Origin of the sequence: Clostridium ljungdahlii (genome assembly GCF_001636845.1) — a bacterium.
In the GTDB taxonomy this organism is placed as follows: domain Bacteria; phylum Bacillota; class Clostridia; order Clostridiales; family Clostridiaceae; genus Clostridium_B; species Clostridium_B ljungdahlii_A.
Map to the genome: position 1 here is coordinate 35,176 of NZ_LITT01000046.1, position 16,460 is coordinate 51,635.

A 16,460-nucleotide genomic window follows, 5' to 3' on the forward strand; every position below is an offset into this window, starting at 1 on the left:
CTCCTATGAATAACAATATTCCCTATAAGCACACTTTTTACAAAATGGTACCTTTTTAACAGAAGGGGAACGTTTAAGTGCACATATTTTTTCTATATCCAAACACATTCTTTGGAGCTCTTCCTGAGATTCATCAGTTAGCTCTATTTCTGTCCTCTTTTTCTCCTCTGGATAAAGCAAAACTCCTTTTGCATTTATGCCGGCATTTTTTAACTGATTTAAATAATACATAAGCTGCCATTTTGAAGCTTCAGCATATTTTGAAGTCTTTTTCGTTTCTCCAATTGTTATCTGATTTTTAGATTTAAAAATGACATCAAACTTAACATTTCCAAAGCTAACTTCTTTATTGTTTCTCTTGTACGTGCGTTCATGTATAAAACGACCTATATCTACATTTTCATCATGCTGGTCGGGCACTATTGATCTTGACATAAGCCACACTTCCCGCCTGCATACGTTGTAATACCAGAGCATTGTTCCATTGACATCCATAATATCACCTCTACATAATAAAAAAGTCTTCTTCCTCTTCTCTCTTATAACCTGTCATATCGTCATAATATACTTCACATGCACTTTTAGGCAAATTCAATATAATATCATCTTTGTTATTTACTCTATCAACATATTTGAGTGGAATAGATAAAGTGTATTCTCTAACTTTATTTTTTATTTCGAGCATCTTTTCACTCTTAGTTTCAATTTCTTTAATGCTTATAGCATTTAAAAGCTTATTGTATATTTCTTCAGCTTCATCATTAATTCTAAAAAACACATCCACATAATTGTCATTTTCCTTTATAAGCGAAAATTTATCTATACTGTAGTCTTTATCACTAAAATACATTTTTATAATTGATTCTTTAAATTTTTCAGAAACCTCATGCGATTTATTTTTATCAACTTCAATAAAATACTTTCCAATAAGATCAAAATATTCTCTTTCCTCTATGCACTTTTTATCATATAAAATGCCTTTACTTATATCTATTAAGGTATGTCCATAAACTCTCGTTCCATAATATGAACCACTATTATCAATCATAGAATAAACAAACACATTTCCACCTTTCTTTTTCCCATTTCTGTTGCATCTACCTGCCGCTTGTATTATTGAATCAATAGGCGCTATGTCCCTTATTACAACATCAAAATCAAAGTCAACTCCTGCTTCTACAACCTGGGTTGAAACAAGTATTATTTTTTCATTATTTTCCAGCATCTTTATTACTTCATCTATCCTTTTCTTCCTATGACACGGCAAAATATTAGTTGACAAATATAAAACTTTTCTGCCACTATTTTTAAGTTCTTTATAAATTTTTAATGATTGTGCTATGGTATTGCATATTATAAGGTAGGATTTATCTTCCATATTGTCGTAAAATTCTTCTATAAAATTTTCTATCTTAATTGGTTCAAGCCTTGGAATAATAGAAGTTCTATTAAACATATTAAAGTATTTTTTATTATCACTTAAAAGTTCCACTGCATCTAAAAGTATGAGTGGTTTAGTTGCAGTCATCATTATTATCCTACAATCGAGATATTTACTGGCTGCAGCAAGGATAAATTCTACAAGCTTTAAATATTTTATATCTATAGCTTGTACCTCATCTAAAATAATTATTGATTTATCTAGTGTATTGAATTTTTTAAGCATCCTATTTTTATTGCCTATTAAAGTTTCAAGGAGCTGGACAAAAGTTGTAATTACTATTCCGCTGTTCCAATTTTCTATTAACATTTCAGCTTTGACTTTTGTATAATCCTCATGTTCACTACTGTATTCAATGTCTGCAAGGCTGTGATGTTTTATTATATACTCACTGCTTTCATTTTCAAAATTAGGTATATTCTTAAAAAGTGAATATATTGAAGAATAGTTTTGATTTATTATAGATGTAAACGGAAGAGAATATATTATTTTTCTGTCTTCTCCCAAAAGTTCTTTAAGTTTTAAAGCTGCAAAAAATCCGCAATAGGTTTTGCCTGTCCCTGTAGGTGCTGTTATGGAAAATATTTTATTACCTTCGTAAACGCTTTTGATTTGCTCTTGAACTTCATCAAATATTTGGCTTCTAATTAAATTCATATTATTTCTAGAGTTATTTTTGAATTTCCTATTTTTAGTTTCATTTAGTATATTGAAATTTGCAAATTTTATTTCCGGGAGTTCTATATTTGAAGCACTGATTTTGTCCGCTGCAATAAGTGAACTGTATAACATCTGACTTATGAAATAATCTTCTTCACTTTCATTACAACGATCAAACTCATGCTCTATCTTTCTTAGTTTAATTAAAATTTTTTCAAATGGCTTTTCAGCTGTGAATTCATCAAAATACTTACTGTATCCAATCTTTTCATAATCACTTCTTATAAATTCTTTATTTTTTTCTATATCCTCTATTTGCTCACCAGCAATATCAACTTTAATTCTAAGTTCAGGCTTATCTATTTTGCGTATTTTAAAATTTTTAGGTAAATTTATATTAACATTTTGCATACTTCCATGGTGATGTAGTATACAATTGTATACTATAACAGGCATCATATTGTCACCATATAAATCAAGGGCAATAAATGCCCCGAACAAAGCAGAAATAAAGCCATGGCTGTTCAAATCATTTTTAGTTTTATCTTTACTAAAAATGTATTTTTGAAAAAAAGTTGTATACTTGCCGAAATCATGGGTAAAGCTCAATATTTCTTCTGCCTTTTTATATTTTTTATCACAATAAGCCCGGGATATTTTATTAACCTCCATAAGATGAGTTAGAATCAATTTATCTGGATGTGAATAAAATTTCATACTACCATCTCCTACATAAATACTATGTTTTCATCTTCGAGCTTTACAAATTCAGCGTTAAGTTTTAATTTCAAAGGATGTCCATTTTCGTCATAAATATAGGAAGCCATATCTCCTATTTCCCTATCCTTTAAAAATTCTACGGGCATTCTTTCTTTTAAAAGCTTAAGATTGTCATCTTCAAATATGTCTATGCTTCCAGGAGCAATGTATTTTGAATTTACAGGCGTGGATACCTGTATCAATTCATTGCTCTTTTCAAGTTGTACATCAAGTCTATTACAAAATTCAAAGCTGCAATTAAAAGGTGCAGCTCCTAAATATGGAGAATAAACATATTTGTTGTCCTTTACTCTACATTCCAATTCATCCATCAAACCTTTATCTTTGCAGTTTATATAAATAGTATACTTGACTCCATCATCTCCAGTTAAAATTTCTACAGGAATCTGGGTATGATCTTTGGGACAAAATATACTTTTAGGACTCGTAGCTTTAATATAATTTACACTTTGCATTATCTTTCTTATGCAGCCATCCTTTTTTATGGATACATTAAAATTTTTTTTAGAAAAAAGTTCATAATAGCTATCCCTTTCATAACCTAGAACAGCTGCTATAAGACCTACCACAGTCGTCCTCGGAGGTACAGAATAGGAAAGTGAAGATGAATTGGTATAAAATTTTCTAAAGTGCGCAAATTTTCCTTTCACTTTTAATATCAATAAATCCATTTTTTTTCACCTTACTTTACTTCATTTAATGAGAAACCAACAAATGCCTCCTTGAAATCAACCTTTTTTCCATTGAGCACAAGTTTTAATTTTTCATCTGCAAAATAATACAGCTTAAAAATTCTATCTTTGTTTTTATTTAGGAATTCTACAAGTTCTGTTATATCCAGAGTTACTTCTTTTATATCCCTTACACTTTCATCTTCAGAAGAAAATTTTAAATAGTCTCTCAAGTCTCCAAGTATAGTTTCATTATCTTTATATTCAGCCCTCAAATAAAGTCTTGGATACTGTCCTATTTTACTCCTTGTGGCAAGTTCCGGTATGGCATATCTCATAGCCTTATCTAAAACTGCGACATCTTCTTCTTTTAATTTTGTATGCTCTGCCCTCTTTCCACTTATAACTCCACTAAAGGCAATGAATGAATACTTAACTCTATAGTCTTTTCCTATAGCACCCTGCTTATTTCCTTCTCCTGATGCAAAATGTGATGTTATACTTGCCTCCAGCACTTCTACTTTATTAAGTGAATAACCCCAATTGAATTGTACAGGTCCTATAAAATTCTTATTATCTTTTTTTATAGGAATAGTTGCCCCAAAAAGCCTTACATCTATAAGCTTGTCCAGTATTGTGTCCACATCGCTGCTTCCAAGTTCTTTTATTCTGCCCTCTGCTGTTACTGCTTTATCATCAACTTTTGAAACAAACAATTTATATCCTTTATCCAACAGATAATCCCTTATGTACCTTTTAATTCTCAAATCAGAAACAAGATTTATATCCCTTTCATAATCCATGCGGGGCCTGTTTTCCTCATCCGGATCTCCGTTGGGATTAGTAAGCTTCGCGTCATATAGATATAAAATTTCACTATTGTTCATTTTATTTTCCTCCCTTATTTAACATTGCTTTTGTAGTATCATAACTGTAACCAGATAATATATAAAATAAATTTTCATGCTTATTCAATTTCCATGAATCTTTATTGGCATCCATAAGTCTTTTGCACTCTGAAAAAGTAACTTCATTGTATTTTCTTATTTTTTCCTGAATAAGTTTGTTGAAGACTTCATTTGTAAGCCTTATAACTTTGTTCCTGTCAACTCCACCAAAATTAAGTTTATTCAAAATCGGCTTTCTGTCTTCGCCCATCCTTTTATATTGTGCATTTCCTATTTCACCTATAAGACATCCAAGTAAAAACATGGCACTTTGCTGTTCATCATATCCCATGTTTAAAATATAAACTTTCAAATCATCTTTAATCTTCAAATTAGAAATATCCATTTTTTCTCCTTCCTCTACACATCCCATATATTCTAAAAACTTTATACAAAAATTAGCTTTAAGTATAGTGTTATATATGCCTGATTTTCCATTTACGTTATAACCCTCTTCATCAAAAAATTCAATTTTAGTGCATGAAATAACTCCCTTTATAAATTCATCCAATTTTAAACTTCTTTGTGTTAAAATGGCATCATACATCTGGAGAAGTTTCCTGTAATTCATAGGCTCGGAATTTTTAAGTCTGATAGGTGTCATAAAGTAAAACGTTTGCAAGTCTATGTTGAGTTTGTAATTCATTCCCATGATTTTTCTACCTAATTTTGTAACAGTATAAGAATTATCCATAATTTCCTGAAATACAGACGGATTTACATCTTTAATTAACTTTTGAATTTTTGTTGCCTGATTGGATTTTTTATAAAACATTATATTTATTAAAAAATACGTATCTTCACTATTCATTTGAATTTCATTTTTAAAATCATCTACCCCAGTTATATTTTTTACCGTATTAAAAGAATGCTGAATATTATCAGATACTTTGTCCAAATCTTTTTTGTTCATGGGACTTCCCACTATGAAATGAGGAATTAAATAAACTGTAAATCCCACAAGCCTGGTATTTAATTTATTTTTTATATAATTTTCTCCTGATATAAGCTTGTTGAGACAATTGCCACATAAAAGCATATTTTTATTATAACTTTTAAGTTCACTTGCAAATATAATCTGGTTTGTAGTGTAATATTTTATTTTCATCATGGATAAGTCTGACGTTAAATTTTCACTGCTTCCACACATACTGCAGAAGCCTTTGATTTTCTTACTGCTTTTGTTTCCTTGTTTGCTTTTTAGAATTGCTTGTCTATATTCTTTGAAATCACTTAATGGTGTGCCATCTATTAAAATAGTATAAAGACCTATTTCATCCTTTTTTATATCAAATTCAGTTTTAACATAATTTTCAAATTCCCTGGAATAAGCTTTTTTTAATGATGATGTTATATTCTTATACCTTTGTTTCTCATCTCTTTCGGTTTCTTCTCCTTCAACTTTATCTAATGTTTCCAAGACATCTTCTTCTCCAACTCCATACTTTTTGTAATTTAAAATATATCTATTTTTAGGTTTAAATTCATCTCCCAGGTCAACATAATAATTTTCAAATATAGCTTTTAGCTTTTTATTTAATTCTTCTCCCAAATCCACTTTAGTCAAATTACTTAAAGTTTCAGTTATATGGTATAAATATGAACTACTGGTTGCAAACCATTGAGGAGATGCAGGACCATCTGCAGAACCTATAAATGCATATTTTAAAGCTGTGCTGCTGTCAATTTCTTCTCTGGCATCCAATTTAAATTCGTCTTTTTGTGTATTAAAACAGAATTTTAACACATGCATTTGCTTTTCCTTTCTATTTTTGGATGGTACATCTTTGACTAGATTGGAAATCATGTCTCCACCACCAGAAAGCATGGAATTTCCTATTTGAATTATCCCTTCAATCATAACCTCCATCCCTTTCCATCATTTTCTTAAATGCAAATAATTTAATGAAATCGTTTTTTACAACAGAATAAAGTTTTATAAACATCTTAAGCTTATAGTAATATAATATCTTTCGCAAAAAAATACCATCTTACTAATATAAAAATAATTACTCCTTTTAGGTATTCTAAAAATATGAGATTTCAATTATTCATAGTTATTATATAAAATATACTAATATCTATCAAAAAACAATATTTTTCAAATTTTATGGTAGTATCCTATTAAGCATTGGTTTTGCGCAAAAGTAGTTTTCGTCAGATCCTGTTTTTTTCACACTGCTCAAGATCAATAAAAAATTTATAAGAATATATTCCGTTCATTTTTGATACCTCAAGAACATCTTATAGAATTACTTACTTGAATACTTCTTCAGGCATTATTTTGACCTCTTTATCTTTACACTTTGATATGCAGCCAAACCCCTGGGAATTTTTTGAGCCAAGTCCGGAATTGTATCCAATATTTATGAGTTCCTTTGAACCATTTAAAACAAACTCCCCAACCCATCCCTTTATGACTGTATCTTTATAAATCACAACTTTCTCTTTTAATTTAGAATTTTTAACATAACTTATTTCAAAACTGTCATCTTCAGGACATTTATTATACATAGCTTCATATTTCTTTATAAGGTTTTCTCTTATAAGCTTTGAAAATTCGTTTTCAAAAGGGCTATAATAATAAGTTTTCTTTTTATCTAAAATTTTAAAGGTACTATATACCGTAATAGGAGATTTAGTATATACCTTTGAGCCGGAATCTAAAATATAATTTATACATCTTATATTTTTTATATGTACAATATTATTACCAATCTTGACATTATCTTTTATAATAACTCCATTTACAAGATAGTTTAAAAATTTATCATCCTGGGATGCAACTTCAAGTTTTGCTTCGTTATAATAGGTAATTGTCCCTTGACCAAGATCTATATGGAACCTTCCCTGAAGTCTCGAAAATGTATATAATTTATATCTTCTATTTCCAATTTCATATCCAGTATCATGTATAAATCTTTGATAATTTTCATCATTTAACCAGTTAAGAAGCACAGCTTGTATTATGTGATTGTATTGTATATTAAGCACAAGCGGTTTATTAAATTCAAAAGTTATTATTATTCTCATTTTTCCTCCAATATTTATATATTACATACTTATATATTCTTTTACTAAACATTTCTACAAAAGAAAGCAATATCCTTTATTTTTATTTAAATTTCAATTCGTCATAGGTACTCTAAAAAACGTAATATTTGAGAAACTTCCATAAAAGTGGTAAAAGTCAATCTCAAACTGCTAATCGCCTACAAACATAAAAATTGTCGATCGCCGGAGTTTTTTTACACTACCTGGGGTCGACGGAAAAAATTATACCACTTCTAAAAATATTTTTTCAAGTCCTCCACACTTTCCATGTCAAATATATCAGTTGCTATACATTCAAGTGTTTCATCTGAAAGACACTTTATTCTGTAAATATATTCCTGAGGAACTTTTTTAAACTTCTTTAAAATTTGTCTTATAATTATCTCTGATTTTCCTTTAGTTTTTCCTTCTTCTATACCTTCGTCCCTTATCATCTTCCCTATTTCCGTCAACCTTATCATCTTCTTTAATTTTTTCCTGCTAATTTTATCTTCGAATTTATCTAGTAATGCATATAACCAGTTTTTATTTCTATATTCTTTATTTCCGTCTCTGCAGGGGCAATTATTTTAGTATGTATGTTGAAAAAATTTACTGCACTCTGCCCGAATATACCAAGTGCTTTTTTAAGTACTGCGTCCTCAACTTTATTATAATCCACGGCAATCATCTCTTTCCACTAAAATATAAACAGAGTTCTTGGTTTCAGGTGGAGTTCTTTTCTCCATCTGAAACTTAGAAATCGTTATCCAGGGGCGTAGCAGCCGTTATCCCCCACTTTATAAGAAATGCAGATATTCCAAATCTTTGATTTGGCGACAGTTGCTTTCGCTGTGTGCGATGGGGGTATTACGGCTGGTAGCCATCGGATAAAATTTAGTATTAGTTTTGCCATGAATTACAATTCTATACAAACTTATGTTCTTTTTCATTGCATACAGAAATAAAATAAAAAGTACCTCAATCCATTGCAATTAATAGATTATGATACTTTAAAAATCTAATTCTTGACTATTTAAAAATAAATAACAAAGTTCAAAGTCTAAATATCAATTATTGTTTATTCTTTGTTATTTCAACTCTATACTTTCCTCAACTATTAATTTTATACTTATCCTAACTAACTTCTTAATTCCTTATAGGTACTCTAAAAACTTGGTGATACAGAGGGGACATGGTACAGAGTTTATTTGTTTCAATTCCTTATAGGTACTCTAAAAACTTTGCACCAAGTGAGATTATACACATCTATATAGAGTTTCAATTCCTCATAGGTACTCTAAAAACAATCACTCCTTAACTATTGTGTTTTCGCAGGTTTCGTGTTTCAATTCCTCATAGGTACTCTAAAAACTAATTGTGGTAGTCAGGACGTAAAAATGGTTGACTAGTTTCAATTCCTCATAGGTACTCTAAAAACACGTTATTACAACCATTATTAGATGCAGGATATGTAGGTTTCAATTCCTCATAGGTACTCTAAAAACTAGACAATATTAAAGAAAACATAGAGAACTGGGAAAAGTTTCAATTCCTCATAGGTACTCTAAAAACACTTAGATAAAATTCCTTTGGCCAGGAGCAGAAACAAGTTTCAATTCCTCATAGGTACTCTAAAAACACTTAGATAAAATTCCTTTGGCCAGGAGCAGAAACAAGTTTCAATTCCTCATAGGTACTCTAAAAACCTCTCTCCAAGTTTTCCATCCATTTCTTTTTGCAAGGTTTCAATTCCTCATAGGTACTCTAAAAACTGTCTAATCCTTCCCATTCTTCGTCACTTACCCAAAAAAGTTTCAATTCCTCATAGGTACTCTAAAAACTTGCAAATGTAATAGGTAAAGGCTTAAGGAGAAAACAGTTTCAATTCCTCATAGGTACTCTAAAAACAAACTAAGACCGGGGGATGATGAAGAGTCTGAACCCGAGTTTCAATTCCTCATAGGTACTCTAAAAACATAACCCTAGAGGTAAAATTCTCCATCCAATCTAAATAGTTTCAATTCCTCATAGGTACTCTAAAAACCAAAGTATGGCGACCTATTGATGAACATTTCACAAAAGTTTCAATTCCTCATAGGTACTCTAAAAACATTTATAAAGATTTCATATAACTTATAGCAACTGCAGTTTCAATTCCTCATAGGTACTCTAAAAACTCGAAATTACTGAAGCTATAAATAAAAATATAATAGCGTTTCAATTCCTCATAGGTACTCTAAAAACATATAAAGGTTATCGCTTACTATTGCATAGAAAATATGTTTCAATTCCTCATAGGTACTCTAAAAACATTTATTATCCATAGTACTTCCTCCTTATTTTCTAAGTTTCAATTCCTCATAGGTACTCTAAAAACACAGAAGCTTTAATATTAGGAGGCCTATATTTTACTAAGTTTCAATTCCTCATAGGTACTCTAAAAACAACTGAGTATATGCATCAGACACTAGGGATTTTAAAGTTTCAATTCCTCATAGGTACTCTAAAAACAGAATCAAACATAGTTGATGTACAGCCTATAGAATGTTTCAATTCCTCATAGGTACTCTAAAAACTAGAGTTTTCTTAACGGCTTCATGAGTGCCATGAAGGTTTCAATTCCTCATAGGTACTCTAAAAACACTATCTCATTACCAACTTGAAGCTCTCTATCAGTAAAGTTTCAATTCCTCATAGGTACTCTAAAAACAACATAAGACCTAGATGTGTAAAAATAATATCAAAAGGTTTCAATTCCTCATAGGTACTCTAAAAACTATTTGAACTACTTTATAGTTTGCATCAATTCCCATGTTTCAATTCCTCATAGGTACTCTAAAAACACAGAACAATGGCGTATGCTTGCAAGAATGGTACTTAGTTTCAATTCCTCATAGGTACTCTAAAAACACGCATATATCCTACTATGTTATCTACATTCTTACTCAAGTTTCAATTCCTCATAGGTACTCTAAAAACGAATGGTTGAAAAAGCTGAAGCCCCTATAAAACAGGGAAGTTTCAATTCCTCATAGGTACTCTAAAAACCTACAAAATCTTACTCTATATATCGAACAATTTACACTAGTTTCAATTCCTCATAGGTACTCTAAAAACAGAGATTGGAAATTATATATTGGAGCAGAGAACTACAAGTTTCAATTCCTCATAGGTACTCTAAAAACAACACCCAAGTCCAATATTAGAAAAGATAGTATTTGAGTTTCAATTCCTCATAGGTACTCTAAAAACCCTGTACTGGCAAGCAAAGTAAGAGAAGTTTTGGACTAGTTTCAATTCCTCATAGGTACTCTAAAAACCATAAATTTTGTAAGAACTTAGAGGGAAGCCTATATAGTTTCAATTCCTCATAGGTACTCTAAAAACATGAATTATGATTTTAAGGAGGAAATTTAATTGCAAAGTTTCAATTCCTCATAGGTACTCTAAAAACATCAATTGGTACTGTGTAGCAACGTTAGTATCAACAGTTTCAATTCCTCATAGGTACTCTAAAAACCCAATCATAGTCCTTATTTTGTTTTATCTGAAGATATAGTTTCAATTCCTCATAGGTACTCTAAAAACATTGGCTTAGAAATGCTATGAATCCTCTTTATTTTGGGTTTCAATTCCTCATAGGTACTCTAAAAACTTACAAGGGAAAATGTGACATTATCTCTACTAGCCAAGTTTCAATTCCTCATAGGTACTCTAAAAACGTTAGGCAGCAACTATCTAAGAAATATAGAGGTTTAAAGTTTCAATTCCTCATAGGTACTCTAAAAACATATTATTACTTGTTACAGGTTCAAATACATCACCAAGTTTCAATTCCTCATAGGTACTCTAAAAACGCGCCTAAGAAAATAAGCTATTCCATTATAGGTACAAGTTTCAATTCCTCATAGGTACTCTAAAAACGAGAATAACTGCATACTGGAAAGCAGACCAGTACACAGAGTTTCAATTCCTCATAGGTACTCTAAAAACTCTGCTTTCTGTTGTCTGCTTTGTGCCTGTCTTTTTTCGTTTCAATTCCTCATAGGTACTCTAAAAACCTGGTTATTCTTATAGTTATTTAAATCAACTTGAAAATAAGTTTCAATTCCTCATAGGTACTCTAAAAACAAAATGTGTAAAAGTAGAATGGGAGACAATGGATTCGTTTCAATTCCTCATAGGTACTCTAAAAACGTACAGGGTGATGTTGATTCTATAGGTGAGAAGTGGTTGTTTCAATTCCTCATAGGTACTCTAAAAACCTATTCAGGGTGGTTGGACTGATGATGGAACTTTTTTTGGTTTCAATTCCTCATAGGTACTCTAAAAACTACATTTGCGGTGATACCGGAGAAGCCGGAGAGAAATAGTTTCAATTCCTCATAGGTACTCTAAAAACCCATCGAGTATAGAATACACCTGCATTCTTCAAAAAGTCAATATATTCCACTTATTAGGGCAATTCCTGTCAAGCATTGATTTTACTCAAAAATAATTTGCGTCGACCTCCCGGGTTTTTTGCACTACTGGGGGTCGACGACATAAAATTTTATCAGTTTCAATAATTAAATCTCAATTGCTACCTTCTTTAATTTTACTACAAAACTTATATATTTAGATTAATTATAACAACTTTTATCTCAATTTAACATCATTTTTTTATTATTCATATATCTTACATCCACTTAAAATATATATAGAGTTTCCAATTGAAATTTAAACTTATGCATAAAATGTAATGACAAAATTGAAAGCACCTTTAAAAACTTTTCCATAAGTCTTAGCGAGGCATTTTAGAAAATCCTAGGAGCTTAGATATGTTTGAGGTACGAGTTTAGCTAAGGTTCTTAGATTTTCTAAATACCGAGCTTTAGACTTGTCAAAAGTTTTTATGGTGGTGAAATTTGCCATTACATGACTTGTATACATTGATTTTTCGTATAGAAACTCTATACTGACTTTTGTTTTGAAATAGTCCGTAATCAATATCTACAGCTAGATATTAATAGCAACATTAATCTATTTATCCAAAAACAGCTATTTTGAATTTTGTATTTACATAAAATTCAATCTATAATACATCTTACAAGTTATGATGGAAAGAAGTAATTAAGTACGTTACAAAGAGAGTCAGTGGTTGGTGTAAACTGATTGACGTGCTTTATGAAATACATTTCTGAACTGTAGGCTGAAATCTTTTAAAGTAAGCTGATCCGGGTAACTCTCGTTAAGAGTAAGAGATGAGCAATAAATTTACTTTGTTCAAATAGGGTGGTACCACGATTATTTCGTCCCTTAATCGCAGGTGCTTTTTTTATTTTTCAAATTTATTTTGCTCAAGTAGGGTGGTACCGCGACTTTTTCGTCCCTTGTGTAGGGGCGTTTTTTTGTACAATTTTTAAGTAATTTCAATTAATATTTACCACAGCACTTTAGTATTAAATACTTTTACAGTGTACACTGTAATTCTGTACATTGTTACTGTACAGAAATCACTTGCAACTTGCAGCTGAAACTTACTACTGAAACTTTTCAATTATACAATGTGTGAATTATTCAATGTGAATTGTGAACTGTGAATTAAAAAAATAGGGGGTTTTAAAATGAACGTATCTTTAATAATCATCATCTGCTATATATCCATGTTATTTGTAATAAGTTTTATTGCTAAAAAGAAAGCTCAAGGTGGTGGCGAAAGCTATACTTTAGCCAGCAGGCAGCTTACAACTCCACTTGTAACCTGTTCACTTATAGGCCTTGCTATTGGCGGTGCTTCAACCATAGGGGTCGCTGAACAAGCTTACGATGTAGGACTTTCAGCAGGTTGGTACTGCACAGCCTGGGGAATCGCAGCTATAGTTATGGGACTTGCAGCTGCAAGTAAATACAGGGAATTCAATGTATCTACTGTTCCTGAATTGTTTTCAAAATTTTATGATGAAAAAGGTGTTGCTGTCTGTGTAGCATGCCAAATAATTATTCTCATTGTAATTGTATCTCTTCAATACATTGCAGGTGGAGCTATTTTATCTTCACTTTTGCCTGGTATATTCACTATAAAAACAGGTATGATAGTAAGTGCTTGTGTATTTGTTGGTATAACCTTTATAGGAGGAATGTGGTCTGCCGGATTATGTAATTCATTTAACGTTCCTTTAAAATATACAGGAATTATACTATGTACTATACTAGCTGTATCAAAAAGCGGAGGAATTCAGAATATAAAACTTCATCTTCCTCAAAGCATACCTTATTTCAGCCCTGTTAAAGGAGTTGGTACATGGGTAATTTTAGGTTGGATACTTGTTATGACTACCCAGGTTTTGTCTATGCAGGGACCTGTACAATTGGCCTTTGCCGCTAAAGATGCAAAGACTGCAAAAAAGAGCTTTATAATTGGCGGTCTTCTTATGATTCCAATAGGTTTTTTATGTGCCCTTATAGGTATGGCTGCAAGAACTACTTTTCCTCATGTAAGTGCTACTATGGCACTTCCTAAAATGATTTTGTCATTAAACCCTGTAGCAGCAGGAATAACTTTAGCAGCGCTCTGGGCAGCAGATGTTTCTACAGCCTGCAATTTGCTTTTAGGTGCATCTACCTTATTTACAAATGACATATACAAAAAATATATAAATCCTAAAGTAAATGACAAAAAGCTTTTAATAATGACTAAATCCTCTGTAGTTCTTTTAGGTATATTTACTTTTATACTTGCCCTTTCCATGTCAGGTATATTAAAAACTATATCCATGGGCTTAAGTCTTTCTACTGCATTTACACTTATATTTTTATTTACCATGTTTGCTCCTAAACTTTGCAAAAAAAGTTCTGCTTTTTTCACTACCCTAGCAGGAGTAGCAGCCCTATTTTTATGGCAGCTAGTACCTTCCTTTAGAATATTTCCTCATGTAATATTCATGGAATGGCTTGTATGTCTTGTAACCTTTATGCTTACATCAATACTTGATAAAAGATCAATTATGAATATAGATACCATAGATGAAATAAATGAAATGGTGTAAAAAAGTAAGGAGATAAACCTCCTTACTTTTTTACACTCAATCAATTATAGTACCTGGATTTAAAATCTCATTTGGATCAAATACTTTTCGTATCCCCTTCATAATTTCAAGCTCTCGTTTTGTAAACTGCAGCGACATATGTTTCTTTCTTGTTTTTCCTGTACCATGTTCTGCTGTTATTGTACCACCATATTTTAGTGCAGTTTTATACATTTCTTCTTTTAATTCTTCATAATATGAAGGCAGTTTACCGTTATCCCCCATAATAAAATTGTGTATATTTCCATCTGCTATATGTCCCAAAGACAAAATGTGATTTCCATATTTCTCTCCAAGTGCCGTTATGTCATCAAAAAAATCCGGTACAGTTGAAGGTGGAACTGCTATATCAAGTGCATCTGCTATATTGTCCTTATAAGGTCCATATGCATTGCTCCTTATTGCCAAAATATTTCTCTGTTCCTTTGTAGTCTCCGCTATTATGCTGTCCACTGCATTGTGTTCTTCACATATTTCTACAATTTTTTCACTGCTGGCATAAAGCCCATCTTCTGTAGGTTCATCAATCATGAAAATTAAATCTACAGATCCTTTATTGGCAGGCCATTTAGTTCCAAGCTGCTGTGCAGCATTTTGTGCAATGATTTTATCCATATACTCCACAGCAAGCGGCGTAATTCCCTCCTGAAGTATAGAAGGTACTGCATCACAGGCTTCACGCCTCGTATTAAATGAAACCAAAAGTGTTCCATTATACTTATTTTGTGCATAAAGCTTTAATGTTACTTTTGTAATTATACCTAAAGTTCCTTCACTTCCAATCACCATATGTAAGAGATCATATCCCATATTGTTTTTTATAAGTTTTCCTCCTACATTCACTATTTCACCTGTAGGTAAAACTACTTCCAAAGCTTTAACATGGTTTCTCATGATTCCGTGTTTTACAGCTTTTGTTCCACCAGCATTTGTTGCTACCATACCACCAATTTGAGCTCCCTCATCACCAGGATGTATAGGAAAAAATAGCTTGTCCTGCTTGTTTAGTTCTTCCAGTAAATCTGCCAGGGTAGCTCCTGCTTCAATCGTAATCATCAAGTTTTTTTCATCAAGTTCCACAATTTTATTCAATCTTTCAAGAGATAAAATTATGCTGGATTCTGTAGGAATGACTCCTCCAACTACTCCTGTACCGCCGCCCCTTGCAACTACAGGTGTCAAAGTTTTATTTGAATATTTTAATATCTCTGATATCTCTTCTGCAGAACCAGGTTTAACTACTACACAGTCCTTGCATGCTTCCGGACGAAGCAAAGGTTCTGTCTCATCGTAGAGATATCTCTGCATCTTAGACAAATCATCTGTAATCCAATCTTTTCCTACAATACTTTTTAAACTTTCAATTATTTCACTTTTCAATGTTATTTCCCCCTTTTTATTCAACAAATTCTTTTATCTAGCCTTTTATTCAATTAATTAAATCTTATAATATTTTACATTTGCAGCGCCCCAATTGAATAAAATAAGTAAAAAAAATACATCAGCTTATCTTTGCTGATATATTTTAACGTATAAAAAAACAGCTCTTTTCGCTGGGGCGAAAAGTCTGCCGCGGTACCACCCATTTTTCTTACTTAATTAACATAACGGTCAAACAACCGATTAGGCCTACTAAACATTCAACCTACAGCTCCAGGGTGAGTTTCAATATGCATATTTATGGGTTTTCACCTTACCCCACTCTCTGTAAAAAAATACTAACACATTTAATTAATCCTATCATAGCTTTTACCTTTAAGGATGAGTTTACTATAAGTTTTGGTTACTGTCAATAGCCTAAAAATAAAATTTTTTTATAGTAGTCAATCTCGCTTATAGTGTGCTCTTAGCTATCCTC

General features: G+C 31.5%; 10 protein-coding genes, 1 CRISPR repeat array and 2 other annotated features. Of the genes, 1 reads left to right on the forward strand and 9 read right to left on the reverse strand.

The annotated features are described in order from the left end of the window. Positions 1 to 3: 3 nt before the first annotated feature. The 8 genes from cas4 to WY13_RS21885 all read right to left on the reverse strand — a co-directional run bounded on the left by cas4 (position 4) and on the right by WY13_RS21885 (position 8,214). Complete coding sequence (gene cas4 / locus WY13_RS14385) at positions 4 to 495, reverse strand: CRISPR-associated protein Cas4 (RefSeq protein WP_063556307.1); 492 nt, start codon at positions 493 to 495, stop codon at positions 4 to 6. Positions 496 to 505: 10 nt separating this feature from the next. Next, positions 506 to 2,818, reverse strand: coding sequence for a CRISPR-associated helicase/endonuclease Cas3 (locus tag WY13_RS14390; protein ID WP_063556308.1), 2,313 nt, complete (start codon positions 2,816 to 2,818; stop codon positions 506 to 508). An 11-nt stretch (positions 2,819 to 2,829) separates the two neighbouring features. Continuing rightward, entirely contained in the window at positions 2,830 to 3,552 is a 723-nt protein-coding gene (gene cas5b / locus WY13_RS14395) for a type I-B CRISPR-associated protein Cas5b (protein WP_063556309.1), read from the reverse strand. 11 nt (positions 3,553 to 3,563) lie between these two features. Beyond that, positions 3,564 to 4,439, reverse strand: coding sequence for a type I-B CRISPR-associated protein Cas7/Csh2 (gene cas7b, locus WY13_RS14400; RefSeq protein WP_063556310.1), 876 nt, complete (start codon positions 4,437 to 4,439; stop codon positions 3,564 to 3,566). Between the two features lies 1 nt (position 4,440). Beyond that, a complete protein-coding gene (locus WY13_RS14405; protein ID WP_192845038.1) occupies positions 4,441 to 6,360 on the reverse strand; it encodes a TIGR02556 family CRISPR-associated protein in 1,920 nt (639 codons plus the stop codon). Positions 6,361 to 6,755: 395 nt separating this feature from the next. Further along, positions 6,756 to 7,532, reverse strand: coding sequence for a CRISPR-associated endoribonuclease Cas6 (gene cas6, locus WY13_RS14410; protein WP_063556312.1), 777 nt, complete (start codon positions 7,530 to 7,532; stop codon positions 6,756 to 6,758). A gap of 254 nt (positions 7,533 to 7,786) precedes the next feature. Next, positions 7,787 to 8,005, reverse strand: coding sequence for a DUF4351 domain-containing protein (locus tag WY13_RS21880; protein ID WP_063556313.1), 219 nt, complete (start codon positions 8,003 to 8,005; stop codon positions 7,787 to 7,789). A 50-nt stretch (positions 8,006 to 8,055) separates the two neighbouring features. Then, positions 8,056 to 8,214, reverse strand: a complete 159-nt coding sequence (locus WY13_RS21885; RefSeq protein ID WP_242866516.1) for a hypothetical protein — start codon at positions 8,212 to 8,214, stop codon at positions 8,056 to 8,058. A gap of 464 nt (positions 8,215 to 8,678) precedes the next feature. Continuing rightward, positions 8,679 to 11,937: direct repeats of the CRISPR family, unit length 30 nt; unit sequence GTTTCAATTCCTCATAGGTACTCTAAAAAC. Between the two features lie 684 nt (positions 11,938 to 12,621). After that, positions 12,622 to 12,837 (forward strand) — a binding site (T-box leader). A 304-nt stretch (positions 12,838 to 13,141) separates the two neighbouring features. On the opposite strand from WY13_RS21885, the gene WY13_RS14420 reads away from it, so the two are divergent. Beyond that, the gene (locus WY13_RS14420; RefSeq protein WP_063556314.1) at positions 13,142 to 14,563 is read left to right on the forward strand and encodes a sodium:solute symporter family protein; all 1,422 of its coding nucleotides are present in this window, start codon (positions 13,142 to 13,144) and stop codon (positions 14,561 to 14,563) included. Between the two features lie 36 nt (positions 14,564 to 14,599). On the opposite strand, the gene WY13_RS14425 is transcribed toward WY13_RS14420, so the two are convergent. After that, a complete protein-coding gene (locus WY13_RS14425; RefSeq protein ID WP_063556315.1) occupies positions 14,600 to 15,982 on the reverse strand; it encodes an FAD-binding oxidoreductase in 1,383 nt (460 codons plus the stop codon). A 171-nt stretch (positions 15,983 to 16,153) separates the two neighbouring features. Beyond that, positions 16,154 to 16,355, reverse strand: a binding site (T-box leader). Positions 16,356 to 16,460 lie beyond the last annotated feature (105 nt).